At 66.8% G+C, this 25,865-nt stretch carries 26 protein-coding genes and 1 tRNA gene; 10 read left to right on the top strand and 17 right to left on the bottom strand.

Features of this window, described 5'->3' with window-relative positions; translation table 11 throughout:
* The coding region (locus JSE7799_RS06535; RefSeq protein WP_186201855.1) for a PAS domain-containing protein at nt 1-891 on the bottom strand (891 nt) is incomplete at its 3' end.
* 206 nt (nt 892-1,097) lie between these two features.
* Between JSE7799_RS06535 and JSE7799_RS06530 the strand changes: the two genes are divergently transcribed.
* From JSE7799_RS06530 to JSE7799_RS06520, 3 genes are all read left to right on the top strand, one after another.
* Nucleotides 1,098-1,168: transfer RNA gene (locus tag JSE7799_RS06530), tRNA-Gly, on the top strand.
* A gap of 71 nt (nt 1,169-1,239) precedes the next feature.
* On the top strand, nt 1,240-3,024 hold the full coding sequence (locus JSE7799_RS06525) for an ABC transporter transmembrane domain-containing protein (protein ID WP_055662894.1): 1,785 nt from the start codon (nt 1,240-1,242) through the stop codon (nt 3,022-3,024).
* A 127-nt stretch (nt 3,025-3,151) separates the two neighbouring features.
* The gene (locus JSE7799_RS06520) at nt 3,152-5,038 is read left to right on the top strand and encodes an acyl-CoA synthetase (RefSeq protein WP_055662893.1); all 1,887 of its coding nucleotides are present in this window, start codon (nt 3,152-3,154) and stop codon (nt 5,036-5,038) included.
* A gap of 26 nt (nt 5,039-5,064) precedes the next feature.
* Here the strand turns inward: JSE7799_RS06520 and comE are convergent, their stop codons facing one another.
* The 3 genes from comE to JSE7799_RS06505 form a co-directional block, all read right to left on the bottom strand.
* Nucleotides 5,065-5,619 (bottom strand): sulfopyruvate decarboxylase subunit beta, encoded by a 555-nt coding sequence (gene comE / locus JSE7799_RS06515; RefSeq protein WP_055662892.1) that lies wholly within the window; start codon nt 5,617-5,619, stop codon nt 5,065-5,067.
* A complete protein-coding gene (locus JSE7799_RS06510; protein WP_055662891.1) occupies nt 5,619-6,116 on the bottom strand; it encodes a decarboxylase in 498 nt (165 codons plus the stop codon). The genes comE and JSE7799_RS06510 overlap by 1 nt, the downstream gene beginning before the upstream one ends.
* 164 nt (nt 6,117-6,280) lie before the next feature.
* Entirely contained in the window at nt 6,281-6,490 is a 210-nt protein-coding gene (locus JSE7799_RS06505) for a cold-shock protein (protein WP_055662890.1), read from the bottom strand.
* A 154-nt stretch (nt 6,491-6,644) separates the two neighbouring features.
* Here JSE7799_RS06505 and JSE7799_RS06500 point away from each other — a divergent pair, with 154 nt between their 5' ends.
* Nucleotides 6,645-6,983 carry an arsenate reductase family protein gene (locus JSE7799_RS06500; RefSeq protein ID WP_306455398.1) on the top strand — a complete coding sequence of 113 codons (339 nt, stop codon included), beginning with the start codon at nt 6,645-6,647 and terminating at the stop codon, nt 6,981-6,983.
* Here JSE7799_RS06500 and JSE7799_RS20945 read toward each other — a convergent pair.
* The 3 genes from JSE7799_RS20945 to JSE7799_RS06485 form a co-directional block, all read right to left on the bottom strand.
* Nucleotides 6,980-9,517 (bottom strand): hypothetical protein, encoded by a 2,538-nt coding sequence (locus tag JSE7799_RS20945; protein ID WP_055662889.1) that lies wholly within the window; start codon nt 9,515-9,517, stop codon nt 6,980-6,982. The genes JSE7799_RS06500 and JSE7799_RS20945 overlap by 4 nt on opposite strands.
* A gap of 96 nt (nt 9,518-9,613) precedes the next feature.
* Complete coding sequence (locus JSE7799_RS06490) at nt 9,614-10,921, bottom strand: O-acetylhomoserine aminocarboxypropyltransferase/cysteine synthase family protein (RefSeq protein WP_055662888.1); 1,308 nt, start codon at nt 10,919-10,921, stop codon at nt 9,614-9,616.
* Nucleotides 10,922-10,993: 72 nt separating this feature from the next.
* Nucleotides 10,994-11,497, bottom strand: coding sequence for an EF-hand domain-containing protein (locus JSE7799_RS06485; RefSeq protein WP_055662887.1), 504 nt, complete (start codon nt 11,495-11,497; stop codon nt 10,994-10,996).
* A 168-nt stretch (nt 11,498-11,665) separates the two neighbouring features.
* On the opposite strand from JSE7799_RS06485, the gene JSE7799_RS06480 reads away from it, so the two are divergent.
* Together JSE7799_RS06480 and JSE7799_RS06475 are read left to right on the top strand one after the other, a co-directional pair.
* Nucleotides 11,666-12,043, top strand: a complete 378-nt coding sequence (locus JSE7799_RS06480; RefSeq protein ID WP_055662886.1) for an NADH:ubiquinone oxidoreductase subunit NDUFA12 — start codon at nt 11,666-11,668, stop codon at nt 12,041-12,043.
* Nucleotides 12,040-12,414, top strand: a complete 375-nt coding sequence (locus tag JSE7799_RS06475) for a DUF2155 domain-containing protein (protein ID WP_055662885.1) — start codon at nt 12,040-12,042, stop codon at nt 12,412-12,414. The genes JSE7799_RS06480 and JSE7799_RS06475 overlap by 4 nt, the downstream gene beginning before the upstream one ends.
* On the opposite strand, the gene aat is transcribed toward JSE7799_RS06475, so the two are convergent.
* The 10 genes from aat to JSE7799_RS06425 form a co-directional block, all read right to left on the bottom strand.
* Nucleotides 12,398-13,090, bottom strand: coding sequence for a leucyl/phenylalanyl-tRNA--protein transferase (aat, locus tag JSE7799_RS06470; protein ID WP_245624819.1), 693 nt, complete (start codon nt 13,088-13,090; stop codon nt 12,398-12,400). The genes JSE7799_RS06475 and aat overlap by 17 nt on opposite strands.
* Before the next feature lie 40 nt (nt 13,091-13,130).
* Nucleotides 13,131-14,477: an acetyl-CoA carboxylase biotin carboxylase subunit gene (gene accC, locus JSE7799_RS06465; protein WP_055662884.1), complete on the bottom strand. Its 1,347-nt coding sequence runs from the start codon at nt 14,475-14,477 to the stop codon at nt 13,131-13,133.
* A 12-nt stretch (nt 14,478-14,489) separates the two neighbouring features.
* Complete coding sequence (gene accB / locus JSE7799_RS06460; protein WP_055662883.1) at nt 14,490-14,978, bottom strand: acetyl-CoA carboxylase biotin carboxyl carrier protein; 489 nt, start codon at nt 14,976-14,978, stop codon at nt 14,490-14,492.
* 96 nt (nt 14,979-15,074) lie between these two features.
* Nucleotides 15,075-15,581 (bottom strand): hypothetical protein, encoded by a 507-nt coding sequence (locus JSE7799_RS06455; RefSeq protein WP_055662882.1) that lies wholly within the window; start codon nt 15,579-15,581, stop codon nt 15,075-15,077.
* 118 nt (nt 15,582-15,699) lie between these two features.
* Nucleotides 15,700-17,661: an acetate--CoA ligase gene (gene acs, locus JSE7799_RS06450; RefSeq protein WP_055662881.1), complete on the bottom strand. Its 1,962-nt coding sequence runs from the start codon at nt 17,659-17,661 to the stop codon at nt 15,700-15,702.
* A 68-nt stretch (nt 17,662-17,729) separates the two neighbouring features.
* On the bottom strand, nt 17,730-18,485 hold the full coding sequence (locus JSE7799_RS06445) for an ABC transporter ATP-binding protein (RefSeq protein WP_055662880.1): 756 nt from the start codon (nt 18,483-18,485) through the stop codon (nt 17,730-17,732).
* A 9-nt stretch (nt 18,486-18,494) separates the two neighbouring features.
* Nucleotides 18,495-19,256, bottom strand: a complete 762-nt coding sequence (locus JSE7799_RS06440; RefSeq protein WP_055662879.1) for an ABC transporter ATP-binding protein — start codon at nt 19,254-19,256, stop codon at nt 18,495-18,497.
* Between the two features lie 3 nt (nt 19,257-19,259).
* Nucleotides 19,260-20,471 (bottom strand): branched-chain amino acid ABC transporter permease, encoded by a 1,212-nt coding sequence (locus tag JSE7799_RS06435; RefSeq protein ID WP_055662896.1) that lies wholly within the window; start codon nt 20,469-20,471, stop codon nt 19,260-19,262.
* 73 nt (nt 20,472-20,544) lie between these two features.
* Entirely contained in the window at nt 20,545-21,585 is a 1,041-nt protein-coding gene (locus JSE7799_RS06430; protein WP_055662878.1) for a branched-chain amino acid ABC transporter permease, read from the bottom strand.
* An 80-nt stretch (nt 21,586-21,665) separates the two neighbouring features.
* Nucleotides 21,666-23,042, bottom strand: a complete 1,377-nt coding sequence (locus tag JSE7799_RS06425; RefSeq protein ID WP_055662877.1) for a substrate-binding protein — start codon at nt 23,040-23,042, stop codon at nt 21,666-21,668.
* Nucleotides 23,043-23,289: 247 nt separating this feature from the next.
* On the opposite strand from JSE7799_RS06425, the gene JSE7799_RS06420 reads away from it, so the two are divergent.
* From JSE7799_RS06420 to JSE7799_RS20935, 4 genes are all read left to right on the top strand, one after another.
* Nucleotides 23,290-24,552, top strand: coding sequence for a short-chain fatty acyl-CoA regulator family protein (locus JSE7799_RS06420; protein ID WP_055662876.1), 1,263 nt, complete (start codon nt 23,290-23,292; stop codon nt 24,550-24,552).
* Nucleotides 24,553-24,628: 76 nt separating this feature from the next.
* Complete coding sequence (locus JSE7799_RS06415) at nt 24,629-25,027, top strand: response regulator transcription factor (RefSeq protein WP_055662875.1); 399 nt, start codon at nt 24,629-24,631, stop codon at nt 25,025-25,027.
* The gene (locus tag JSE7799_RS20940; RefSeq protein ID WP_055662874.1) at nt 25,024-25,302 is read left to right on the top strand and encodes a hypothetical protein; all 279 of its coding nucleotides are present in this window, start codon (nt 25,024-25,026) and stop codon (nt 25,300-25,302) included. The genes JSE7799_RS06415 and JSE7799_RS20940 overlap by 4 nt, the downstream gene beginning before the upstream one ends.
* Nucleotides 25,299-25,865: sodium:solute symporter family transporter (locus JSE7799_RS20935; RefSeq protein WP_442354839.1), on the top strand; the 567-nt coding region annotated here is incomplete at its 3' end. The genes JSE7799_RS20940 and JSE7799_RS20935, both read left to right, overlap by 4 nt.

Here is a 25,865-nt window from a genome sequence, read left to right as displayed (position 1 = left end):
GCCGCCGCCCGCGTCCGCCATAAGCCTGCTCACGATGCGCGATCCGCTTTCGACCTCGGGCGGGATGACCGGCGGGCCGTCCCGTTCGGTCCAGACCATGACGATACCCTCTCCCTCCTCGGCGGCGTTCCACTCGACGCGGACGCGCCCTTGCCCGTCGCCGAGCGATCCGTGCTTGACGGAGTTCGTCGCCAGTTCGTGAAGCGCCAGCGTGAGCGGGGTCAGTTGCGCGGGGCTGAGCATCACTTCCGGACCCGAGGCGTTGATCTGCCGGTCGCCGAGTGGCGCGTAGGCGCGCAGAATGGTCATCACGATCTCCGCCGCCGGCATCCGCATCGCCTGTTCGAAGGTGCGGAAATGGGCCTCGCCCAGATGCTGCAGGCGCTCGGTCACCACCTTGGCGAAGCCGGCCACGTCCTTCGCCTCGCGCGCCGTCATCCGAACGGCGACGGCCATGACGTTGACGATGTTGCGCAGTCTGTGAGAGCGCTCCTCCAGATCCGCGGCGGCGGCGCGCCGTTCGGCGGTGCGGCGCTCGGTCACGTCCAGCTGGGAGCCGAAGAGCAGGATCCGGTCGCCCGCCTCGTCGAGAACGGGCCCGATCTGGAGCGCGTTGTCGAAGCGGGAGCCGTCCTTGCGGTAGTTCACGATCTCGACGGTGCTGATTTCGCCGTCCTCGACGGCCGTGCGCACGGCGGCAATGCTTTCGGGCGTCGTCTCTTCGCCCTGCAGAAACCGGCAGTTGCGGCCAAGGACCTCATCCGCCTCGTACCCGGTCAGGTCGAGAAATGCCGAATTGACGTAGACGATCGGATTGTCGGGGGCGTGCGGGTCGGTGACGCAGATCGGCAGGCGGACATGTTCGAGCATCCGAAGAATGCCGTCGCTCAAGGGGCCGATGCTCCTGTCGGGCAGAGGCGTCTGGTCTTTCATCAGGCTTTCATCCCACCCGAGCGAGAAAACCGCCTTTTTCCATCCCTTCCGAAGGGTGTCAACGCAACCGGGGGTCCCGGCGCGCCGGCCGCGTTTTTGTGCCGGTCCCGCGTATCCCCCTTGCATCCGCCCCCCGCGAGACGATAACTGACCCTCATCGGCGCGCGGGCGTTGTGTAATGGTAAGACCTCAGCCTTCCAAGCTGATGATACGGGTTCGATTCCCGTCGCCCGCTCCGAGCTCTCCCGGCCTTGCTGTCCGATCCGCCCGGCCATAGGTCGGACGCGGATCACACCGGAGGACCGCATGGCCGATACGCGCAAGGATGCCGAGCGTGAGCGCTCGAAGCGGATCGGCAGTCTCGCGCGTCTCGCCCCGTTCTTTCGCCCGCATCTGGGCATGGTCGTTGCGGCTTTGGGGGCGCTCGTCCTGACGGCCTGCGTTTCGCTGGTCCTGCCGCTGGCGGTGCGCCGGGTGGTGGACGGTTTCGAATCGGGAGAGGCGCAGCTTCTCGACAGCTATTTCGCGGCCGCCCTGGGCATTGTCGGTCTTCTCGCCGTGGGCACGGGGCTGCGCTATTACCTCGTCACACGGCTCGGGGAGCGGGTCGTGGCGGATATCCGCAAGGCCGTGTTTTCCCGCATGATCCGCATGTCGCCGGATTTCTACGACGGGATCCTCACCGGCGAGGTTCTCAGCCGCATCACCACCGATACAACTCTGCTGCTGTCGGTGATTGGCTCCTCGGTCAGCGTGGCGCTGCGCAACGTGCTGATCTTCGCGGGCGGCCTCGTGCTCATGCTTTGGACGGCGCCGAAGCTGTCGGGGCTCGTGCTGCTCATCGTGCCTGTGGTGATCGTGCCGATCATCGTGCTGGGCCGGCGCTTGCGCAGTCTCAGCCGTGAAAACCAGAACTGGATCGCGGAAAGCTCCGGCCGGGCCTCCGAGTGGCTGCTGAGCGCGCAGACGGTTCAGGCTTACACATTCGAGGGCGAGGCCTCGCGGCGATTCGACGACGTGACGGAACGCTCCTTCCGCTCCGCCCGGACGCGGATCGGGGTGCGGGCGGTCATGACGATGATCGTGATCTCGCTGATCTTCGCGGGGATTGTCGGCGTCCTCTGGATCGGTGCGCGCGACGTGCGCGCCGAGGGCATGACGGTCGGCGAACTGGTCCAGTTCCTGATCTATGCGATCATGGTGGCCGGCGCGGTCGCCGCGCTGTCGGAAATCTGGGGCGAGTTGCAGCGTGCGGCCGGCGCGACGGAGCGTCTGGTCGAGCTTCTGGAGGTCGACGACGCGGTCCGCGACCCGGAGGAGCGGGCGGGCACAGCGCCCGTGGGCGAGGGAGTCGCGCTCGAGGGTGTGACATTCCGCTATCCGACGCGGCCCGATGTGCCGACGCTCGACGACGTGACGCTGCGGGTGGAGCCGGGTGAGACGGTCGCGCTGGTCGGACCGTCGGGGGCGGGCAAGTCGACGATCATCCAGCTTTTGCAGCGTTTCTACGATCCCGATACCGGGCGGGTGACGTTGGGCGGCGTCGATCTGCGCGACATGACGCGGGCCGAATTCCGCCGCCACATGGCGCTGGTCCCGCAGGATCCGGTAATTTTCGCCGCTTCGGCGCGCGACAACATCCGGTTCGGCAATCCCGACGCCACCGACGAGCAGGTCGAGGCCGCCGCCCGCGCCGCCGCCGCGCATGATTTCCTGACCGCGCTGCCGGACGGCTACGACACCTATGTCGGCGAGCGGGGCGTGATGCTGTCGGGCGGCCAGAAGCAGCGCATCGCGATCGCCCGCGCGATCCTGCGCGATGCGCCCGTCCTGCTGCTCGACGAGGCGACCTCCGCGCTCGATGCCGAGAGCGAACGGCTGGTGCAGGACGCCGTCGCCCGGCTGGCCGAGGGGCGCACCACCATCATCGTCGCGCACCGCCTCGCCACCGTGAAGCAGGCCGACCGCATTCTGGTGATGGAGGGCGGCCGCATCGTCGCCCAAGGCACCCATGACGAGCTGGTCGGGCAGGGGGGGCTCTATGCCCGGCTCGCGCGCCTGCAATTCACCGAGGGAATGGCCGCCGAGTGACGCGGCGTCGGCACGTCGCGGAAGGTCGCCTTCGCAGCGTCCCGCTTGCCCTCACCGTCGGGGTCCCCCATCCTTGCCGGACGCCAACCGCGGGCGGGGGCCGTGGCCGAATACGGGAGGAACGGACGTGGGTTCATTCGTCAACAAGCAGGACATCCTCGATATCGAGGCCGCGGAGCCGTGGGAGACGGCGCAGCCGGCCAAGACGCTCTATGGCCTGCTGACGCAGACGCGCGATGCGTTTCCCGACCGGCCGGCGATTTCCTACCAGCTCTTCTCCGGTCCCACGGACCCGGCCGAGACGTTGACCTGGTCGCAATTTCACGGCCGGGTCACGCAGGTGGCCAACCTCCTCCACTCCCTCGGGGTGCGCGAGGGGGACACGGTGGCTTACGTGCTGCCGAACTGCATCGAGGCAGCGACGACGCTTCTGGGCGGGGCCGTCGCCGGTATCGCAAATCCGATCAACCCGCTGCTGGAGCCCGAGCAGATCGGCGCCATTATGCGCGGAACCGGAGCCAAGGTCGTCGTTACCCTGCGCGCCTTTCCCAAGACGGACGTCGCGCAGAAGGTGGCCGAGGCGGTCCGTTTGGCCCCCAACGTCGAAACCGTCATCGAGGCCGACCTCCACACCTACCTGACGGGCATCAAGAAGCTGGTCGTGCCGTTGATGCGGCCCAAGAACCCGGTCGCCCACAAGGCGCGCGTGCTGAACTTCGCCGCCGAGACCGCGAAGCAGCCCGCCGACCGGCTGATCTTCGAGGACAGGCAGGTCGACCGCGTCGCCGCCTATTTCCATACCGGCGGCACGACGGGCATGCCGAAGGTCGCGCAGCATCTCTACTCGGGGATGATCTACAACGGCTGGATCGGGCATCGCCTGCTGTTTTCCGAGCAGGACGTCATCATGTGTCCGCTGCCGCTGTTCCACGTCTTCGCCTGTCACGTGATCCTGATGGCTTCGGTCGCGTCCGGCGCGCATGTCATCTTTCCGACGCCTCAGGGCTACAGGGGCGAGGGCGTGTTCGACAACATGTGGAAGCTGATCGAGCGGTGGAAGGTGACGTTCCTCATCACGGTGCCCACGGCGATGGCGGCGATGATGCAGCGGCCGGTCGATGCCGACGTCTCGTCGATCCGGACCGCCTTTTCCGGCTCCTCGCCCCTGCCGGTGGAACTGTTCAAGCGATTCGAGCGTGAGACCGGCGTCAACGTCATCGAAGGCTATGGGCTGACGGAGGCGACGTGTCTCGTCTCCTGCAATCCGGTTGATGGCGAGAAGAAGATCGGCTCCGTCGGCCTGCCGTTCATGCATACGGAAGTGAAGATCCTGATCAACAAGGGCGACGGCCCGGTCGAATGCGCCACCGACGAAGTGGGCGAGATCTGCGTCGCCTCGCCGGGTGTCTATGACGGCTCCACCTACACCGAGGCCGACAAGAACCACGACCTCTTCCACCACGACCGCTATCTTCGCACGGGCGATCTGGGCCGGATGGATGCGGACGGCTATCTGTGGATCACGGGACGCGCGAAGGATCTCATCATCCGGGGCGGGCACAATATCGACCCCGCCGAGATCGAGGAGGCGCTGGCCGCACACCCGGCCGTTGCGGTGGCGGGGGCCATTGGCCAGCCCGACGCCTTCGCTGGGGAGTTGCCCTGCGCCTATGTCGAACTGGTTGCGGAGGCCGAGGTCACGCCCGCCGACCTGATGAAGCACTGCGAGGCGCATGTGCACGAGCGAGCCGCCCGCCCGAAATATATCGAAGTTCTGGACGAGCTGCCGAAAACCGCCGTGGGCAAGGTGTTCAAGCCGGATCTGCGCCGCCGTGCCATCAAGCGCGTCTACGATGCGGCGCTGGCCGATGCGGGGGTCGCCGTGCATGTGGCGGAGGTCGTCGAGGACAAGAAGCGCGGTCTCGTCGCCCGGTTGGAAAAGACGGGCGAGGTTGAGGAGCGTGACGTGGTCGCCGTCATGGGGAACTACACACGACCTTGGGAATGGGCATGATCTGACCCGCCTGCGGGCCGGGGCGGTCAGTCCGCCACGGCCTTCATGAACCGGTCGCGGATGACGACCGGGTCCATGGTGATCACGGGCAACTTCACATTCCCGCTCTGGCATTTCGACACGATCACGGTCATCCGGCCCGATGCGATGGCCGCCTCCAGCGCAGCACGCGTCTCCTCCGCAGGGCACTCGACCACGTTGTCGCATCCGCTGGCGCGCGCGATCGCCGCGAGCGAGGTCTTGCGGCCGGCATAGGTCGGCTGATCCCCCGTCGAGCCGTAGGAGCCGTTATCCACGATCAGCAGGACGAAATTGTCGGCCACATTGTTGGCGATGGTCGGCAGCGTGCCGAGATTTGTCAGGACCGAGCCGTCGCCGTCGATGGCGATAACCATCTTCGGCTGGCTCAGCGCCAGTCCGAGCCCGATGGAGGAGCAAAGTCCCATCGTTCCCAGCATGTAGAAGTTCGACGGCTGGTCGAGGATCGCGTGCATCTCCTGGCTGGGCAGGCCGATATTGCACACGACGAGGCGGTCGCGCAGCACCGGAGCGATATCGCGCAGAAGCTCGGAGCGGATCATCAATAGCCTCCCCAGAACGTGGCATCGGTCAGGATCGCCACGGGTTTCGAGCACATGAACGTGTATCTCAGGATCGCGTCGAACTCGTCGGCATCCTGCTGCCGGTGAAAGTGGTAGGTCGGGATGTGGAGTTGCGCGAGCAGGGCCTTGGTATGGATCGCCATCTCGACCTGACACGCGATCGGCTCCAGCAACTCGCCGCGAAACGAGATCAGCATCGGCAGGGGCATCCGGTAGAACTGCGTCAGCGTCACCAGCGTGTTGACCGTCACGCCGAGCGCCGTGTTCTGCATGATGATGCAGGGCCGCGCGCCGCCCATAAGGGCACCGGCGCACAGGCCTATCCCCTCGTCTTCCTTGTTGGCGGGGACGTGACGGATTTGGGGACGGGCCTCGACCTCCTCGATCACGCCGCCGAGCTGCTTGCATGGCACGGTGGTGACGAAGGATACATCGTTGGCAACGAGGTCGTCGACGATCCTGGCGGAAATGGACATCGGGTGCGTCTCCCCTCGCGGTGGTGCCGCCACCTTGACCGATGGGCGCGCCGGGAGGAAGAGGAGCCGTCAAATGAAAGGCGCCCGCATTGGCGGGCGCGAGGGGCCGATGCGCCTGTCAGGACGCAGCGGCGTTCGGCGTGAATTTTTTTACCGGGCGGCGCTCAGTCCAGCGCGACGAGGTCCGATGCCGACGCACGGCCATCGCGGCCCTCGCGCAATTCATACTCGACTTTCTGGTTGTCACGCAGCCCCGTCAGTCCGGCCCGTTCCACAGCGGAAATATGGACGAAGATGTCCTTTCCGCCGTCGTCGGGGGCAATGAAGCCGTAACCTTTGGTGGTGTTGAACCATTTCACGGTGCCAGTGGCCATTCCGTGTCTCCTCAGTGGGTCGTCCCGCCCGCAACATTGCGACGGTATGGCGATGCGGCCCTTTCCGGCCACGTTCACATATTTTGAGCTAAGGGCTCCGTTGCAAAGGTCAAGAAAAAGCCGCAGGACCGGAGCACCTCAGGAGATCTTGCCGATGATTGTCGTCCACGGACTCAAGACCTGCGATACCTGCCGCAAGGCTTTGAAAGCATTGCGTGCCGCTGGGCATGACGCCGTTCTCCGGGACCTGCGCGCGGAGCCGACATCGGCGGAAGAGGTCGCAAAATGGTACGCGGCGTTCGGGAGCGACCTGCTCAACACGCGGTCGACGACGTGGCGCGGGTTGTCCGAGGCGGAGCGCACCGAGGCGCCGAAAGCGCTGATGCTGGCGCATCCCGCCTTGGTCAAGCGTCCCGTCATCGTTGAGGGAGACAGGTTGCTTCTCGGCTGGTCGAAGGAGACGCAGGCCGCGCTTAGCCTTCGAAGGCACTAGCCGTTCGGCATCTGCAGCGCCACGTTCCGGCCGCCGCGCTGATAGATCAGTTCCTGATTGCCGATCGTTAGAACCCGCCCGCGGTCAAGCTGATCGCCGACTTCGACCTTGACGTAGCGCCCGTTCGGCAGGCGCACCAACGCCCGCCGCGCGCCGGGCTGGCCATAGACGCCGATCAGGTTGATCTGACGCAGGCGCATCCTGTTCCCCTCCGTCGCCGCGCGGGCGACACTCCCGCCGGTGGAGCGGATGGTCTGCGTGCTGGCCTCGGCGCGGGGTGCGGCGGTCTGCGGGGACCGGCTGACGGAAGCGGCGGCGCCTGCGCTGCTCGACACGGCGGTTTGCGCAAGTGCGGCCGGGCGAACCGACGGGCGTGTCGAGCGTGCGATGGCGAGCCCCGAGGCGGACGTCGTGTCGTCGACCGCGGCCTGCGCCGATTGCACGAGCGAGGCGGCGGCGGCGGCGGCGGCCGCCTCCACAGCGGCGTCGTCGGCTTCGGCCTCGTCCGCTTCAGTCTCGTCGTCGACGGAGATGTCCTCCGGGCGGGGAACGGGACGGGTGCGCGACAGGATCGAGATTTCGGCCTCCGTCTCGGGAGCCGCGTCTGCCTCCGCAATCGGTGCGGCGGCTTCGGGGCGGGGCACCGGCATCACATCCGGGCGACCGGAAATGATCCGATAGCCTTCGGGCGCGGGAGCCTCGCCGAGCGCGTCCGGATCCGCGGGCGCGACGGAAGGGCCGGGCAGTTCCACCTCCGGGTCGACCAAGGCCACGGCAGGCACCTCACCGCGCGCCGCGGGGGCGACAGTTTCGGATTCGCCCGCACCGGCTTCCGGCGCCTCCTCGACAGAATTCGCCTCGGTATCCTGTTCGATGGTGGCGAGCTCGGTCGCTTCCGGATCGGGCGCGTCGAGCGGGACGATCTCCAGCGGCGCCACGCTCTCGGTCGCTTCTTCCATGGGGGCAGGCTCGGCCGCCTCCACCCGCTCCTGCGATGGGGCGGCAAGGGGCGGCGTGGTTGTGTCAGCCATCGGGGAGACGGCGGCGTCGTTCTCCGGCGGGCGGGAGGCGTCGTTCTCCGGCGGGCGGGAGGCGTCGATCTGGGGCAACAGCGCCGGGCGCGGCGAGGCGTCCACTTCGTCGTCTGCCGTCGGGCGCGGCACCACCGGGGCTGCGGCGTCGGACGCGTCGGTGCCGGGGGTGTCGAGGGTGGTATCCGCCACTTCCCAAACAGCAATTTCGCCCGTCTCTGTCGTCGCGGCCCAGAAGCCCACGAGAGCAAGTAGCAGCAGGAGCGCGAGCGTCAGCCACAGCCCGAGCCGGAAATTGCCGCCGCGACGTGCCCCCGCAGCAGGCGGCGTAGGGTCTCGCTCGACATTCTCTTCGGGCAAGGTCCCAGCGTCTGCGTTCATATCCGGTGCGTCCTCGGCGGGGGCGTCCGGCTTGACCAAGGGCGGCTCCTTCAGACGGGCCGGAATGCGGGTGAGGGTCGGCTCATCGCGCGTCTCGACCCGGTCGCGCATAGGACGTTGGCTGCTGAAGGCGGGTGTTTCCGCCGTTCCACCCGTCGCGGTCTCCGCCTGCTCTGGCGGTGGCGCGACCGTTTCGTCCGGCTTGGCGGGAGAGTCGGGAGAGGGGATTGCAGCGGCCTCGTCCGGATCCGCTGCGGGATCCGATGACGCAGATGACGCCGTTCGCGCGTCGAACCCGCCGACCGCCTCAGCGGGGTCGGCCGAAATCATTTCCCCCAGCACTGCGTCATCGTCGATGGGAGGCACGACGCCCGGCGGGGGGCTGTCCTCTTCGTCCGGCTTGTCCGCAACGTTCGGCTCTTCAGCCTTCGCACGCGGCGGCGGGGCCGGGGGCGGAAAGGCGGGCATGGTCGGCGCGGCGACGCGAAGGTCGGTCTTCGTTCCGGCGGGACGGGGCGGCTCGGGGGCCGGCTTGGCCTTGGGAAGCGGGGCGGGCGCGGGCGCACCCGAACGCGCGAAGCCTCTGCTCAGATCGAGGCGGAGCCGCGATCCGGCAAGCAATTCGTCGGCCCGCGAGGTCTTGCCGAAATTCGGAATGCCGGAATAGAATTCGTCCTGCGGACTGCCGACGATGGCCACCGGCCGAAACCCGTGTTCGGCGGCGAAATTCTCCGCCTCCTCCATCGTTTCGCGCGCGATCACGGCCACCTGAAGTTGGTCGCCGGACTGCTCGTAATCGAAGACGAGATCGTCCACGTCGTAGGGCGTCCGCCCCTCGAGAAGCGCGCGGATTGTCACCTTCGGATCGCGGTCGTCGCGTTCGAGGGAGGTGTAGAGGATCTGGCTGTCGGGAACGATCAGGATAGAGGTGAAATCCTCGCCGGCAACCTGCGCGCACCGCGTGCGCAACCGGGCCAGCGCACCGTCCAGATCCGGCGCATCGAGACGCACGACACCTTCGCGCGTCCACCGCCCGTCACCATCCGGGTTCCGGCTCAGGATGGAGATGCCGTCGAGCGACAGGTCGAGGGCGATCCGGGGCGTAACGGTGTCGGGCAACATGTCGTCTCGACTAGCAGGGCGGCCCGACCCCCGCGAGGGGATCGGGCGGATGTTATCGTCTCTAGGACAGCTTTCCGCTCATGGAAAGGATGCCAATTATTCGGCGGCCATGCTCGGTGCGGCCTTGGCGAGCGCCTGATCGAGATCGGCGATCAGGTCGTCCGCATCCTCGATCCCGATCGACACGCGCACCATGTCCGCGCCGGCCCCGGCCGCCTCCTGTTGGGCGGGCGAGAGCTGCCGGTGCGTGGTCGAGGCGGAGTGGATGCAAAGCGACCGCGTATCGCCGAGATTTGCGACGTGGCTGAAGACCTCGACCGAGTCGATGAACTTGACGCAGGCGTCGTAGCCGCCTTTGAGCGCAAAGGTGAAAAGACCCCCGGCACCCTTGGGGCAGACCGTTCTGGCGCGCTCGTAGTACGGCGAGGAGGGCAGGCCGGCATAGGTGACGCGGTCGACGGCCGGATGGGTTTCCAGCCATGCGGCGACCTTTTCGGCATTGGCGACGTGGCGGTCCATCCGCAGGCTCAGCGTCTCGATGCCCAGAAGCGTATAATGCGCGGCCTGCGGGTTCATCGTCATGCCAAGATCGCGCAGGCCGACGGCGATGCCGTGGAACGTGAAGGCGAGCGCGCCAAACGTCTCGTGGAACTTCAGCCCGTGATAGGCCGGCTCCGGCTCGCTGAGCGACGGGAACTTGCCCGAAGCGGACCAGTCGAAGCGACCTGAATCGACGATGCACCCGCCGGTGACGGTGCCGTTCCCGGTCAGGTATTTCGTCGTCGAATGAACCACCAGCGCCGCGCCATGTTCGATCGGGCGGTGGAGGTATGGGGTCGCGGTCGTGTTGTCGATAATGAGCGGCAGGCCCGCATCGTCGGCGACCTTGGCCACCGCGTCGATATCCATGATCCAGCCGCCTGGATTGGCAATGACCTCGCCGAAGATCGCGCGGGTATTGTCGTCAATGGCGTCGGCCAGCGCCTGTGGATCATCAAAATCGACGAACTTGGCCTCCCATCCGAAGCGTTTGATCGTCTGGGTGAACTGCGTGACCGTGCCGCCATAGAGCCGGGTCGAGGCGATGACGTTGCAACCGGGCCGCATCAGCGGAAACAGCGCCATGATCTGCGCCGCATGCCCCGAGGAGCAGCAGACCGCGCCTGCGCCACCCTCCAGCGTCGCGATCCGCTCCTGCAGCACGGCTACCGTGGGATTGGTGAGGCGGGAATAGATGAAGCCCACCTCCTCGAGGTTGAAGAGTGCGGCGGCGTGGTCGGCGTCGCGGAACACGAAGGCCGTGGATTGGTAGATCGGCGTCTGCCGCGCGCCGGTGGCCGGGTCGGGCCGGGCACCGGCATGAACCTGAAGCGTGTCGAAGCCGTGTTGGCGGGTCTCGGTCATGGTCTGTCTCCCCTGTTCGCGAGGAGCATAGCATCCCGCCGCGCCGGGGTTAACGGCCCCTATGGCACGCGATCACTCGATCAGGCCGCGGCGAAGTGCCCGGGAGACGAAGAAGGCGTTGCGGAATTCGTTGCGCGAGAGGGCACCGTCGCCATCGCGATCGGCACGGACCGCCCCGCGCGTGAGGCCGATGCGGTATTCCTCGGCATCGACGCTGCCCGATCCGTCGCGGTCGAACAGGTCGAAGACCACGCCCATCGAGGCGGAATAGGCTTGTTCGCGATCGCGAAATGCGGCGAGGCCGGACATGGCGGGCGTGCCGCGCATCTCTTCGTCGTCGAGCGAGCCATTTCCATCGGCATCGAGCAGGGGAAAGGCTTTCTGCGCGAAGACATTGATTTCGACGTCGGTAATTCTTCCATCGTTATCGGCATCGGCGCGCATGCCGATCTCGTCCAGCAGGGCGAGGCCCGGGTCGACCTGCGTTGAGGCCAAGAACGGCGTTGCACCGACAGATGGCGCCGCGACCGCAGCGGTCAGGATGAGGGCGAGCAATCGGCCTTTGTGTTCGGTCATCAAATGTCCTTTCGCGTTTCGCCCCTCCTACTCGAAACTGAACGGAGCGGTTCACATGTTTTCCGCACAATGCCTTGGCCCCGTCCGCACAGACGCACCACCCTTGACCGCGCGGTCCTGCGCTGTAGGACGGAGGCTGGACGTGGACGTGCGGACCGGAGGACGATCATGGCTGGATTCTTCAAGCGGCTCGTAGGCTGGTGGGATGGGCAGAGCTTCGGCACGCTGCTCTGGACCAAGCGGTTCGGCCACGAGGTCGGGCGCGACGAGGCGGGGAACGTCTATTACCGCAACGCCGACGACACCCGCCGCTGGGTGCATTACGCCGGCGACAACGACGCGTCGCGGGTTCCGCCGGAATGGTATGGCTGGCTCCACAAGGTGTTCAAGCTACCTCCGACGCGGGAGCCGTTGCCGCATCAATCGTGGGAAAAGTCGCACCAGCCGAACCTTACCGGGTCGGACGGGGCGTTTTTCCGCCGGGGATCGCTGCGGCGTGCGGATGTGAAACCGGCCGCCGATTACGAGGCCTGGACCCCGGAATGAGAGGGTTACTCGCGGCGCTGGCCCTCGCGGCCATGGTCGCGGCGCCCGGTTCGGCGCAAGGCGTGCGGACCGCCGACGGGGCGGGAGCTTTGCTGCGCACGCTCGACAAGACTTCGGGCGAGGTGATCGATGTCGAGATGACGGTGGGCCAGACGATGGCCTACGGCTCGCTGCAGGTAACGCTTCACGAATGCCGCTATCCCGAAGCGAACCCCGCCGGCGACGCGTTCGGCCTGATCCAGGTGGTCGATACGCGCGAGCTCAGGGAAGTCTTCGCCGGCTGGATGGTCGCGTCGTCACCCGCGCTGAATGCGCTGGAGCATCGCCGCTACGACGTCTGGCTTCTGCGCTGCCTCATCGCCCGCCGCTGATCCCGTCGCGCAGGGCGAGCACGTCCTCCGCCGCTGGCATCGGTCCCCCCAGCACGGCCTGATGATCGAGCGCCGCGGCCAATCTCTCGCGATATGCCGCGCGGGAAATCTCCGTAGCCCCGAGCGAGGCGAGATGCGGGGTCAGGAACTGCGTGTCGAACAGCTGAAACCCCTGCCGGCGCAGCAGCGTCACCATGTACGCCAGCACCACCTTCGACGCATCCCGGCGGCGTGAGAACATCGATTCGCCGAAGAACGCCGCGCCGAGTGTCACGCCGTAGACGCCGCCCACCAGCGCCCCATCCTCGTGCAGTTCCAGCGAATGCGCAAAGCCCGCGCGATGCAACTCGGTGTAGAGCCACTCGATCTCCGGGTTGATCCACGTCTCCTCGCGGTCCGCGCAGGCGGCGAGGACGCCGTCGAAATCGGTATCGAGCGTGACCGTCAGCCCGCCGCGGCGGATCGTCCGCGCAAGGCTGCGCGACATCCGAAAACCATCGAGCGGCAGGATGCCACGACGTTTCGGGTCGACCCAGAAGATCTCCGGATCGTCGCGCCCTTCGGCCATGGGAAAGACGCCCGAGGCATAGGCCATGAGCAGGGTTTCGGGCGTGATCGGAACAGTATCGCGTGGCATGAGGTCAAGATAGGGGATCGGGCCGGACCTGTCAGGCATCGCGGACGGTCCGGCATGATTGTAGCGGGCGGTTTTGCGCCTACCCGTAGGTCCGGGCCAGCCACTTCTCCAGCCAGTGGATCGTGTAATCCCCCGCCTGCACCTCCGGATCCTCGACCAGGTCGCGGAAGAGCGGGATGGTGGTCTCGACGCCGTCTACGATCAACTCCCCCAGCGAGCGCCGCAACCGGGCCAGCGCCTCGTCCCGGTCGCGGCCGTGGACGATGAGCTTTCCGATGAGCGAGTCGTAATAGGGCGGGATCCGGTAGCCGTCATAGAGCGCCGAATCCATCCGCACGCCGAGGCCGCCCGGTGCATGATATTGCGTGATCCGGCCGGGAGAGGGCGAGAAGGAGGGTAGTTTCTCGGCGTTGATCCGCACCTCGATCGCGTGCCCGCCGATGGTCAGGTCCTCCTGCGTGAAGGACATCGGAAGGCCCGCGGCCACACGGATCTGTTCGCGCACGAGATCCACGCCGAAGATGGCTTCCGTCACCGGATGCTCCACCTGCAGGCGGGTGTTCATCTCGATGAAGTAGAAGCCGCCATTCTCGTAGAGAAACTCGATTGTGCCGGCGCCGGCATAGTTAATTCGCGCGACGGCTTCGGCACAGGTCCTGCCGATTTCGGCGCGCTGCTCGGGCGTGATGGACGGGCCGGGGGCCTCCTCGAACACCTTCTGGTGACGCCGTTGGAGGGAGCAATCGCGTTCGCCCAAATGGACGGCTTTGCCGCGACCGTCGCCGAAAACCTGCACCTCGATGTGGCGGGGCGTATCGAGGTACTTCTCGATATAGACCTCGTCGTTGCCGAAGGCGGCCTTTCCCTCGGCGCGCGCGGTGCGGAACGCGTTTTCCAGCTCCGCTGCATTCCGCGCGAGCTTCATGCCGCGACCGCCGCCGCCGGCGGTGGCCTTGATGATGACGGGATAGCCGATTTCCTCGCAGATGCGCTGCGCTTCCTCATAGGTCGCAACACCGCCGTCGGAGCCGGGCACGCATGGCACGCCGAGCGCCTTCATCGTATCCTTGGCGGTGATCTTGTCGCCCATGATGCGGATATGCTCGGCCGTCGGGCCGATGAAGGTGATCTCGTGGTCCTCCAGCGCCTGCACGAAGGCGGCGTTCTCGCTGAGGAACCCGTAGCCGGGATGGATCGCTTCCGCGCCCGAGATCTCGCAAGCCGAGATAATCGCGGGTACGGACAGGTAGCTCTGCGAACTCGGCGCGGGACCGATGCAGATCGATTCGTCCGCCATGCGGACATGCATTGCGTCGGCGTCGGCGGTGGAATGGACGGCGACGGTGGCCACGCCCATCTCGCGTGCGGCACGCACGACACGCAAGGCGATCTCGCCCCGGTTCGCGATGAGAATCTTGTTGAACATGTTCCGGACCCCTTACGAGAGGATCACGAGCGGAGCGCCGTATTCGACGGGGGCGCCGTCCTCGACGAGGATGCGCGTGACCTTGCCGCCGCGCGGCGCCGGGATCTGGTTCATCGTCTTCATCGCCTCGACGATGAGGATCGTCTGGCCCTCGGACACCGTATCGCCCACCTGCACGAAAGGCGCGGCACCGGGTTCGGGAGAGAGATAGACGGTTCCCACCATGGGCGATGTGACGGCGCCGGGATCCTGTGCCGGATCGTCCGTCGGAGCGGACGGTGCGGCGGGCGTCGGTGCGGCGGGTTGCACCGGTTGCGGCGCCGAAACCTGAATTGGAGCGGACGGGGCGGGCGCCGCGACCATCTGGCGGGCGACGCGGACGTCGAGGCTGTCATCTTCGCCATAGGCGCGGCTGACCTCGAGTTCGCTCAGGTCGTTTTCACGCAGAAGTTCGGCCAGTGCCTTGATAAAGGCGACGTCGCTTTCGTGGTTCTTGCTCATTGCCATCCTCGTTCGCGTTTCCCCGCGTCTAGCGGTTCCGTTGCCGAAGGGGAAGGCGGGTGCGGGCAGCCCGGCCAAGGCTGCCCGCGTGGCGCGTCATGCCGCGCGGTCGAGACGTGTCTCGCGTTCCGGGGCTTGGAGGTCGCGCAACGCTTTGGCGTCGCGGGCCAGATCCGCTCCGGTGAGATCGCCCGACCGCAGCCGCGCCAGCTGCCCTTCGCTGATGACCGTGAGCCGCGCGGATTCGGCGTAGCGGCGGGCCATCGCCTCGTCGAGGCCGCTGGCGAAGGCGAGGTCGAGGCGCTCGGCATCGGTCATGACTGAGCCGTTGAGAAACTTCTCGAAGGCGCTCTGTTCCGGCTCGGCCGCCGGTGGCCGGTCGGTCGCGGGACCTTTCGGCGGCAGCGGTCCGGCCGTGCCGGTCCCGCTGTCGCTTCCGCCGTCGGCCGTACTCGATTGACCGTCGGCACCGCTCGTGCCGCTGGATGCACTTACGGTACTCGTGTCGCTGGTGTCACCGGTTCCGGTCTCCGTACCGCTGCTCGAAGTCGTTTGCGGCGGTGGTGGGGAATAGGAAGGCCCGAAGATGCTGAGGAGTGACATCGCAATCTCCTTCTGAATATGAGCCCCCGCCCGATGGCGGAAGTGACTCGTCACAGCGGCGGGCGTGGGGCCAAAACAGGGCGTTGTGGTGACAGGGTAAACCTGCGCTTACGTTGCCTTAACGATTGACCCTGTTCTCGATCAGGTCGTCCACAACCGACGGATCCGCCAGGGTCGAGATATCCCCCAAAGCACCGTGGTCGTTTTCCGCGATCTTTCGCAGGATGCGGCGCATGATCTTGCCTGATCGTGTCTTCGGCAGGCCCGGCGCCCATTGCAGGCAATCCGGCTTGGCGATCGGCCCGATTTCCTTGCGCACCCAGGTCTCCAGCTCCTTGCGCAATTCGTCCGACGGCTCGCGTCCGCCCATGAGGGTGACGTAGGCATAGATGCCCTGACCCTTGACCGGATGCGGATAGCCAACGACCGCCGCCTCGGCCACGGCATCATGCGCGACGAGGGCGCTTTCGACCTCAGCCGTGCCCATGCGGTGGCCGGAGACGTTGATGACGTCGTCGACCCGCCCGGTGATCCAGTAATAGCCATCGGCATCGCGCCGGCAGCCATCACCGGTAAAGTAGTAGTTCTTGTAGTCCGAGAAATAGGTCTTCTCGAATCGCTCGTGATCGCCCCAGACGGTGCGCATCTGACCCGGCCAGCTATCGGCGATGCACAGCACCCCCTCGGCTTCGGTCGTCTCGATCGCCTCCCCCGACTGCGGCTCCAGCACGACGGGCTGCACCCCGAAGAACGGCAGGGTGGCCGAGCCGGGCTTGGTCGGAGTCGCGCCGGGCAGGGGGGTCAGCAGGTGACCACCCGTCTCGGTCTGCCACCACGTATCCACGATCGGACAGCGGCCGCCGCCGACGACGCGGTCGTACCAGTTCCAGGCCTCCGGGTTGATCGGTTCGCCCACCGTGCCGAGGATGCGCAGCGACGACAGGTCGTGCTTCTGGACGTATTCGTCGCCCTTGCCCATCAGCGCGCGGATGGCGGTCGGGGCGGTGTAGAACTGGTTGACCTTGTGCTTTTCGCAGACGTCCCAGAACCGGCCCGCATCGGGATAGGTCGGCACGCCCTCGAACATCAGCGTCGTCGCCCCGTTCGCCAGCGGGCCATAGACGATGTAGCTGTGCCCGGTCACCCAACCCACATCCGCGGTGCACCAGAACACCTCGCCGGCGCGGTAGTCGAACGTGTATTGATGCGTCATCGCGGCAAAGACGAGATAGCCGCCCGACGTGTGGACCACGCCCTTGGGCTGCCCGGTCGAGCCGGATGTGTAGAGGATGAAAAGCGGGTCCTCGGCGCCCATCTCCTCGGGTTCGCAGACGTCGGAAACCTTCTCCTGCTCCTCGTGCAGCCAGTAGTCGCACTCCTCGCGGAACGCGATCTGCTGACCGGTGCGCTTGACGACCAAGCATTTCACCACGTCGTAATCGTGGGTCAGCGCCTGGTTGACGTTGTCCTTGAGGTTCGTGACCCGCCCGCCGCGCGGCGCGCCGTCGGCGGTGATGACGAGCTTCGCGTCGCAGGCGTTGATCCGCGCCCCCAGCGCGTCGGCCGAGAACCCGGCGAAGACAATCGAATGGATCGCCCCGATCCGCGCGCAGGCCAGCATCGCATAGGCCGCCTCCGGGATCATCGGCAGGTAGATGACGACCCGATCGCCCCGCCCGATGCCGAGATTCTTGAGCACGTTGGCGAATTTGCAGACATGCGCGTGGAGCTGCTGGTAGGTGATGTGCTGCGCGCCGCCGCCTTCGACGCTGTCGGGATCGTCGGGCTCCCAGATGATCGCGGTCTGGTCGCCGCGCTCCTTCAGGTGCCGGTCGATGCAATTGGCCGCGACGTTAAGCGTGCCGTCCTCGAACCACTTTATCGACACGTTGCCGGGAGCGAAGGAGGTGTTCTTGACCTGCGTGAAGGGCTTGATCCAGTCGACGCGCTCGCCGTGCTCGCGCCAGAACGCCTCCGGATCCTCGACCGAGGCCTTGTACATCGCCTCATAGGTCTCTCGGTCGGCATGGGCCTCGCGGGCCAGCGCTTCGGAGGGGTGACGGAACTGGTCGTCGGGCATTTCTTTCTCCTTGGTCTTGGCGCCGGGCCCGGGCGATCGCCCCGGTGCCGGCACGCAGGTCATCTGGCTCAGATGGCGAGGTATTCGGCGCGCAACGTCTCGTCGCCCAGTACCTCGGCCGCGGTGCCGTCGAAGACCACGCCGCCGGTATCGAGGATCACCGCCCGGTCCGAAAGCTCAAGGGCGCGCACCGCGTTCTGCTCCACGAGGATGGTCGTCATCCCGAGCTTGCGGATCTCGATCAGCGTCTTCTCGATCTCGTCGACGATGACGGGGGCGAGACCCTCGTAAGGCTCGTCGAGCAGCAGAAGCTTCACGTCGCGGGCCAGCGCCCGCGCGATGGCCAGCATCTGCTGCTCACCGCCCGAAAGGGTGATCCCCTCCTGGCGGCGCCGCTCGCCCAGACGGGGGAACAGCTCGTAGAGGCGTTCGATCGACCAGCCGACGGGCGGAGCGATCTGCGCGAGCTTGAGGTTCTCTTCCACGGTCAGGCCGGGGATGATGCGCCGGTCCTCCGGCACGAGACCGAGCCCCGCCTGGGACGCCTGATGCGCCGACATCGTGTGCAACGGCTGATGGTCGAGCCAGATCTCGCCGCGCCGAAGCTCCGGCGTATTGACACGCGCGCAGGTCCGCAGCGTCGAGGTCTTGCCCGCGCCGTTGCGCCCCAGCAGCGCGAGGATCTCGCCCTCGTGGACGTTGAAGCTGACACCCTGCACAATGTAGCTTTCGCCGTAATAGGCGTGGATATCGTGGACGCTGAAATAGGCGGGCGCGGTGGCGGCCTGGTTCGCGTGGCGGGTGAAGTCGGGTTTGACGTTCATGGCGCCCTCCTAGTGCCCCGAGCTCTCGCCCAGATACGCTTCGCGCACCTTGGGGTGGCCCTTGATGTTCTCCGGCGTGTCCTCGACCAGCGGCTTGCCTTGGGCGAGCACCGTGATCCGCTCCGCGAGGCTGAAGACGACGTGCATGTCGTGTTCGATGATGGCGATGGTGATGTTGCGCTTGGCCTTGATCTCCTTGAGCAGGTCGATCGTGTTGTTCGTGTCGGCGCGCGCCATGCCCGCGGTCGGCTCGTCCAGCAGCAAAAGCCGCGGCTCCTGCGCCAGGCACATGCCGATCTCCAGCCGCCGCTTGTCGCCGCGCGACATGGAGGCCGCGTGCATCTCGCGCTTGTTGGACATGTTCATGTCTTCAAGCATGTGCTCCGCCCGATCCACGATCTCCCGGTCGGCCATCAGCGACCGGTAGCCGTGCAGCGAGAACGAGCCGTCGCGCCTGGCGAGGCAGGGGATCATCATGTTCTCCATGACCGTGAGGTCGCCGAAGATTTCGGGCGTCTGGAACACCCGGCTGATGCCCATCTGGTTGATCTCGTGCGGCTTGCGCCCCAGCACCGACTGCCCCTCGAAGGAGACCGAGCCGGTATCGGGGATCAGCTTGCCCACGAGGCAGTTCAGCAGCGTCGACTTGCCCGCCCCGTTGGGACCGATGATCGCGTGGACGGAGTTCTCGGCGATCGAGAGGTTCACGTCCGAGAGCGCTTGGAGCCCGCCGAAGCGTTTGCCGACGTCCCTGACTTCGAGAATGCCCATGACCTATTCCTCCCGTGCCTGACGTTGTGCTGCGGCGTCGTCCTCGACCCCGCCGCCCTTGCGGTCGCGGCGGAACACGGTGGCCAGCTTGGAGCCGCCCTGCACGAGGCCGCCGGGCAGGAAGATCACCACCAGCATGAACAGCAGGCCCAGCGTCAGGTGCCATCCCTTGCCCACGAAGGGATAGATGACAGCGACGAAGGCGTCCTGCAGCCCGTCGGGCATGAAGGCGAACCAGCTCTCCAGCGTGGACTTGTTGATCGTCGAGACGATGTTCTCGAAATACTTGATAAAGCCCGCCCCGAGGATCGGCCCGATCAGGGTTCCGGCCCCGCCGAGGATGGTCATCAGCACGACCTCCCCCGATGCGGTCCAGAACATCCGCTCCGCGCCGACCTGCGTGTCCATCGCCACGAGCAGACCGCCCGCGAGCCCGGCATACATGCCCGAGATCACGAAGGCCGCCAGCGTGTAGGGTTTCGGGCTGAGCCCGGTGTAGTTCAGGCGGTTCTGGTTCGACTTCACCGCCCGCAGCATCATGCCGAAGGGTGACCGGAAGATGCGGATCGACAGGTAGAAGGCGACCAGCAGCACGATCCCCGCGATGTAGTAGCCGGTGTTGAGCGTGAAGGTCCACGCGCCGAACCGCAGGTCGGTGCTGTCCTGCATCTGCATGCCGAAGAGCGTGGCGCGCGGTGTCATGCCGGGCATCAGCTCGCCCCCGAAGATGCGGGGATCGGAGGCCCGAAGCTGCAGCCCGGTCTCGCCGCCGGTGATCGGGGTCAGCACCGAATAGGCCAGCGCGTAGGACATCATCGCGAAGGCCAGCGTCAGGATCGAGAAGTAGATCCCCGAGCGCCGCAGCGAGATGAAGCCCACGATCAGCGAGAACAGCCCCGCCACGATCACCGAGACCAGGATCGCCGGGATCACGTTCAGCGTCAGAAGCTTCATCGACCAGATCCCGGCATAGGATCCGACGCCGAGGAAGGCCGCGTGGCCGAAGGAGAGGTACCCCGTCAGCCCGAACAGGATGTTGAAGCCGATGGCGAAGATCCCGAAGATCACGAACCGCTGCATGAGGTCCGGATAGCCCGCGTTGAACTGCGCCATCGCCGAGCCCGCGGGGAAGGGGTTGAGGATCACCGGCGCGAAGATCGTCAGGATGGCGACGAGCACGAGCAGGCCGAAATCCTTCTTCGTCAGGCCCAGGATGCCACCCGACGACCGGGTGCGCGGGCGCGGTTGCGTGACCGTGGCGGTCTGCTGTGTCTGGTCTGTCATGGGATTATTCCTCCATCACGCCCTTGCGACCCATCAGGCCACGCGGACGCGTCAGCAGAACGATGATCGCAACGAGGTAGATGACGATCTGGTTGATACCGGGCAGCACGTCGAGAACCTCGGTCATCGATGCGAAGGCCTCGATGATGCCCAGCAGGAAGCCCGCCAGGACGGCCCCGGGCAGCGAGCCCATGCCGCCCACGACGACCACGACGAAGGACAGGACGAGGAAGTCCATCCCCATGTGGTAGTTCGGCGAGTTGATCGGCGTGTACATCACCCCCGCCAATCCCGCGACCGCGGCCGCGAGCCCGAACATGATGGTGAACCGCTTGTCGATGTCGATGCCCAGCAGGGTGACCGTCTCGCGGTCGGCCATGCCGGCCCGCACGACCATGCCGAACGTGGTGAATTGCAGGAAGGCGAAGACGGCGGCGATGATGATCGCGGCAAAGAAGAAGTACACGAGCCGCCAGTAGGGATAGACGATCGAGCCGGGATCGAAGCCCAGCATCGCGCCGAAATCGAAGGAGCCCACGAACGCGTCGGGCGCCGGCGTCGGGATCGGGTTGGCGCCGTAGAAGTACTTGATGACCTCCTGCAGCACGATGGCCAGGCCGAAGGTCACGAGGATCTGGTCGGCATGCGGGCGCTTGTAGAAATGCTTGATGAGGCCGCGCTCCATGATCACGCCAATGGCGATCATGACCGGGATGGCGAATAGGATCGACAGCGGCACGGCCCAGTCGATGATCGCGTTGCCGGCGTTCTCGCCGAACCAGTGCACGACATAGGGCGTCTCCCTCTGGAGTGCGCCGAAGCTGAAGCCGCCGACGCTGGTGCTCCCGGCATCCTCGGGCACGAAGCCGAAGCTCAGCAGGCTGGAGAACGTGACCGCGCAGAACGCGCCGAGCATGAACAGCGCGCCATGCGCGAAGTTCACGACACCCAGCGTGCCGAAGATCAGCGTCAGACCGAGCGCGATCAGGGCATAGGCGCTGCCCTTGTCGAGCCCGTTGAGAATTTGAAGGATAATGGCGTCCATGACGACCCCCCGCGCGACGTCTCAGATCAGGTGCGAATGGCCGCCGCGCCCGCTCCCGGACGCGGCAACCGAAGATGCGCTCAGGCGCCCGTGTTGCACTCGCCCAGCGAGCCGCCCGCGAATTGCGGATGATCGGGCGGATAGGTGACCTGATCGACTGGCGTGACCTCGACGATCTCCACGAGGTCGAACTCGTTCTCCGGGTTCTCCTTGCCGCGCACCACGACAACGTCCTTGAAGCACTGGTGATCGTCGGCGCGGTAGAGGGTCGGGCCATTGCCCAGACCGTCGAACTCGAATCCTTCCAGAGCCTCGACCACGGCACACGGATTGAAGCTGCCGGCCCGCGTGACGGCATCGGCATAGAGCAGCGTCTGCACGTAGCAGGTATGCGCCGCCTGCGAGGGCGGGAAGCCATACTTTTGACCGAAGGACTGGACGAAGGCGTTGGTGCCGGAATACCGGTCGCCCAGCTGGTTCTCAAGCTTCCAGTCCCAGTTCTGGGAGCCGAGGATGCCGGCGATGTTCTCGCCCGCGCCGCGCGCCATCAGCTCCGAATAGAGCGGCACGACGATCTCGAACTGCTTGCCGCCGACTTCGCGCTGGCGCAGGCCGAACTGGACCGCGTTGGTCAGCGAGTTGACCATGTTTCCGCCGTAGTGGTTGAGGACCAGCACGTCGGCATCCGATTGCAGCACCGGCGCGATGTAGGACGAGAAGTCCGTCTGCGTCAGCGGCGTCAGGACGGTGTTGACCGTCTCCCAACCCATCGCCTCCGTGGAGGAGCGGATGGCCTCTTCGGTGGTGTAGCCCCAGTTGTAGTCGGCCGTCAGATGATAGGCCTTGCGATCCGTGCCGTATTGCGCGGCCAGGATCGGCGCGAGCGCCGCGCCCGACATGTAGGAGTTGAAGAAGTGCCGGAAGCCGTTGGCCTTCTTGTCCTTGCCGGTCGTGTCGTTCGAGTGGGTCAGGCCGGCCATGAAGATCACGCCCGCCTCCTGGCAGAGCGCCTGCACGGCCACGGCCACGCCCGAGCTGGAGCCGCCCGAGACCATGATCGCGCCGTCCTTCTCGATCATCGAGCGGGCGGATGCGCGGGCCGCGTCAGACTTGGTCTGCGTGTCGCCGGTGACGAATTCCACCCGCTTGCCCATGATGCCGGTGCCGTCGAGGGCCTGCGACGAGAACGTCTGCAGCATGCCGCCGTCGCCATCGCCGTTGAGATGCTCCACGGCAAGCTGGAAGGCGCGCAGCTCATCGGCGCCCTCGTCGGCATAGGGGCCCGATTGCGGCACGTTGAAGCCGAGCGTGACGGTGCTGCCCTGCGGCGCGTTGGTGAAGCCGGTATGCGCCTCGGACCAGGCGGCCCCGGTGAAGATGGTCGGCAGTGCGAGGCCGGCACCGGTGGCGGCACCCGTCTTGAGCGCACCGCGGCGGGTGAAGTTCGTTTTGGTCATGAAGACCCTCCCTTTGGTATGCCCCGCGCGCCTCCTCCCAGATCGCGCGCGGGTCGGATCCGTCTCGTTGACGGATTGCGGCCACTATCGGAGCGAAGCCGTCAAAGGTTCAACAAGTGACGGTCACCTCTGGACCTTTTTGTAAAAAAAGTGACAAGATGCCGGACGAAGCAGTAAAGACATTCTCCCGCACCTGCGGCAGAACCCGCTGCTGCTCTGCAGCAAATTCACCGGATCAAGAGGTTGCATGCCCCGTCCCGCCAATACCGGCAGCCGCATCCGCGAGCGCCGCATCGCATTGGGGCGCAAGCAGGTTGCCGTAGCGGAGGCTGCGGGCATCTCCCCCTCCTATCTCAACCTGATCGAGCACGATCGCCGGGCCATCGGCGGGCGTCTCCTGTTGCGCCTCGCCGCCGCGCTCGACGCCGAACCCGCCGCTCTGTCGGGCGAGGGGGATTCCACGCTGGCGCAGGCGGTCGCCGCGGCCGGCGCCGCGCAGGGGCTCGATCCGCAGGCGGATGCCGACGCCTTCGCGCGCACCAACCCGGAGTGGGCCCGCATGGTCGCCGCACAGGCCGAGACGATCGCCGCGCAGGCCAGGACGATCGACGCCCTGTCCGACCGCCTCACGCACGATCCGTCCCTTGCCGAGGCGATGCACGAATTGCTGTCGACGGTGTCGGTGGTGCGCTCCACCGCCGCGATCCTCGCGCAGACGCCCGAGATCGACGCGAACTGGCTCCGGCGCTTCCACGCCAACCTCGATCAGGACAGCCGGCGGCTGGCGCAGGGGGCGGAGGCGGTGGTGGCCCTTTTCGACCGGCAGGCGGCGCGCGGCGATCGCCCGCTCCTCGCGGTGGAGGGCGCGGCGCGGTTCCTCGACGCGACCGGCCATCGCTTCGAGGCGCTGGAGCGGGACGGCGCGGCGACGATCCCCATGCTGACGGCGGAGATAGCGGATCCGTCGGTCCAGACCCTCGTCGCGGCCACCTTGCGCGCCGATGCCGCCGATGCGGAGCGTCTGCCGCGGCACCTCGTCGAGGCGGCGAATGGTCCCGACGATCTTCTCGGCGCGGCCCGGGGTGACATGGCGCTGGTCCTGCGCCGGCTGGGCCTGGTCGATCCGGGGCGGGGTCTCGTGATCTGCGACGCGGCCGGCGCGGTGTTGCGGCGCAAGCCGGTGGCGGGCTTTCCCCTGCCGCTCGTCGGGGCGGGTTGCCCCCTGTGGACGATCTACACCGCGCTCGCGCAGCCCGGCCGCCCCCTGAGCGAGCGGCTCGAGACGCCCGACGGCGCGATCTGGCGCGCCCATTCCGTGGCCCTGCCGGAGACGCCCGCGACCTTCGACGCGCCGCCCGTGCTGCGGGCGACGATGCTTCTGACCCGCGCGGACCGGACAGGCACGGGACCGGCGGGCAACCGCGTCGCCGTCGGCCCGGGCTGCCGCACATGTCCGCGCGCGGAATGCCCCGCCCGGCGCGAACCCTCTATCCTGTCCTTCGACACCTGATGCGCGCCGCGCTGGACATGGCGCCCCGTGGCAAGCAACATGGAGCAGCCGACGTGGACGGAGGGGGAGGCCGGCCATGAACGACCCATCCACGCAACCGCGGCGACCGCGCGTTCTGCTGATCGAGGACGAGCCCAACATCGCCACCGCGATTGTCTTCCTGCTCCAGCGCGAGGGCTGGCAGGTCTCGACTCATTCCGACGGCGTCACCGCGCTCGATGCCGTGGCGCGACATGCGCCGGATGTCGTGGTTCTCGACGTCATGCTGCCGGGCCGGTCGGGCTTCGACATCCTCGCGGCGCTACGCGGGGGCGAGAGGGCGGACCTGCCGGTCCTGATGCTGACCGCCAAGGGCCAGACCAAGGACCGGGAGCGTGCCGCGGCCCTAGGGGTGAACCGCTTCATGACCAAACCGTTCGCCAACCGCGAATTGATCGATGCGGTGCGCGCACTGCTCGCGGAGGCGCCTGCATGAGCGACCTGTCGAGCCCGGCCGCCAACGCGGCCCAGCGCCGGGCCCGGGCCCGCGCGCGCCTCGCCGATGCGGCGCGTCTTCTGCCGTTCCTCGGCGCGGCGGCCTTCCTGCTGCCCGACCTCGTCCTGTCGGGCGGCGCGGGCGCGGGTGCGACGCTGCCCTGGCTCGTCTATCTCTTCGCGGTCTGGGCGGTGCTGATCGGGCTCGCCCTGCACATCGCCCGCCGGGCCGCGCGCATCGACACGACCGCCGGGGGCGGGGACGGCGCGGAGTGACGCTCACCCTCAACCTGCTGATCGCGGCCTGCCTTGCTTATGTGATATTCCTGTTCGCCGTGGCCTTCGCGGGCGAAAGGCGGGCCGCGCGCGGGGCGGGCGGTTTTCTGCGGGGGCCGGTCGTCTACACGCTGTCGCTGTCGATCTACTGCACCGCTTGGACGTTCTACGGCGCGGTCGGCTATGCCGCGCGCTCCGGTCTCGAATTCATGACGATCTACCTTGGGCCCACCATCGTCTTCGTCGGCTGGTGGTGGCTCTTGCGAAAGCTCGTGCGCATCGGCCGGGCGGAGCGCGTGACCTCCATCGCCGACATCGTCTCCAGCCGCTACGGCAAGTCGAACCTGATCGCCGTTCTGGTCACGGTGCTCGCGGTGGTCGGCACCACGCCCTATATCGCGCTGCAGCTTCAATCCGTGACGCTGGCCTTCGGAGTCTTCGCCGCGCCCGGTACGAATGCGGGTGAATTGACGGGCATGGCATTCTGGGTGGCGGCGGGCCTCGCCGTCTTCACCATCATCTTCGGCACCCGCCGGCTCGATGCGGGGGAGCGGCATCATGGC

Source organism: Jannaschia seosinensis, from assembly GCF_001408515.1.
Classification (GTDB): Bacteria; Pseudomonadota; Alphaproteobacteria; order Rhodobacterales; family Rhodobacteraceae; genus Jannaschia; species Jannaschia seosinensis.
This window is presented reverse-complemented; position numbering and strand designations above follow the sequence as displayed.

Coding starts and splice junctions, on each gene's coding strand:
- JSE7799_RS06525 (WP_055662894.1), top strand. CDS start 1,240: ATGGCCGATACGCGCAAGGATGCCGAGCGTGAGCGCTCGAAGCGGATC.
- comE (WP_055662892.1), bottom strand. CDS start 5,619: ATGATCCGCTCCGAGCTTCTGCGCGATATCGCTCCGGTGCTGCGCGAC.
- JSE7799_RS06510 (WP_055662891.1), bottom strand. CDS start 6,116: ATGTCCATTTCCGCCAGGATCGTCGACGACCTCGTTGCCAACGATGTA.
- JSE7799_RS06505 (WP_055662890.1), bottom strand. CDS start 6,490: ATGGCCACTGGCACCGTGAAATGGTTCAACACCACCAAAGGTTACGGC.
- JSE7799_RS06500 (WP_306455398.1), top strand. CDS start 6,645: ATGATTGTCGTCCACGGACTCAAGACCTGCGATACCTGCCGCAAGGCT.
- JSE7799_RS20945 (WP_055662889.1), bottom strand. CDS start 9,517: ATGTTGCCCGACACCGTTACGCCCCGGATCGCCCTCGACCTGTCGCTC.
- JSE7799_RS06490 (WP_055662888.1), bottom strand. CDS start 10,921: ATGACCGAGACCCGCCAACACGGCTTCGACACGCTTCAGGTTCATGCC.
- JSE7799_RS06485 (WP_055662887.1), bottom strand. CDS start 11,497: ATGACCGAACACAAAGGCCGATTGCTCGCCCTCATCCTGACCGCTGCG.
- JSE7799_RS06480 (WP_055662886.1), top strand. CDS start 11,666: ATGGCTGGATTCTTCAAGCGGCTCGTAGGCTGGTGGGATGGGCAGAGC.
- JSE7799_RS06475 (WP_055662885.1), top strand. CDS start 12,040: ATGAGAGGGTTACTCGCGGCGCTGGCCCTCGCGGCCATGGTCGCGGCG.
- aat (WP_245624819.1), bottom strand. CDS start 13,090: ATGCCTGACAGGTCCGGCCCGATCCCCTATCTTGACCTCATGCCACGC.
- accC (WP_055662884.1), bottom strand. CDS start 14,477: ATGTTCAACAAGATTCTCATCGCGAACCGGGGCGAGATCGCCTTGCGT.
- accB (WP_055662883.1), bottom strand. CDS start 14,978: ATGAGCAAGAACCACGAAAGCGACGTCGCCTTTATCAAGGCACTGGCC.
- JSE7799_RS06455 (WP_055662882.1), bottom strand. CDS start 15,581: ATGTCACTCCTCAGCATCTTCGGGCCTTCCTATTCCCCACCACCGCCG.
- acs (WP_055662881.1), bottom strand. CDS start 17,661: ATGCCCGACGACCAGTTCCGTCACCCCTCCGAAGCGCTGGCCCGCGAG.
- JSE7799_RS06445 (WP_055662880.1), bottom strand. CDS start 18,485: ATGAACGTCAAACCCGACTTCACCCGCCACGCGAACCAGGCCGCCACC.
- JSE7799_RS06440 (WP_055662879.1), bottom strand. CDS start 19,256: ATGGGCATTCTCGAAGTCAGGGACGTCGGCAAACGCTTCGGCGGGCTC.
- JSE7799_RS06430 (WP_055662878.1), bottom strand. CDS start 21,585: ATGGACGCCATTATCCTTCAAATTCTCAACGGGCTCGACAAGGGCAGC.
- JSE7799_RS06425 (WP_055662877.1), bottom strand. CDS start 23,042: ATGACCAAAACGAACTTCACCCGCCGCGGTGCGCTCAAGACGGGTGCC.
- JSE7799_RS06420 (WP_055662876.1), top strand. CDS start 23,290: ATGCCCCGTCCCGCCAATACCGGCAGCCGCATCCGCGAGCGCCGCATC.
- JSE7799_RS06415 (WP_055662875.1), top strand. CDS start 24,629: ATGAACGACCCATCCACGCAACCGCGGCGACCGCGCGTTCTGCTGATC.
- JSE7799_RS20940 (WP_055662874.1), top strand. CDS start 25,024: ATGAGCGACCTGTCGAGCCCGGCCGCCAACGCGGCCCAGCGCCGGGCC.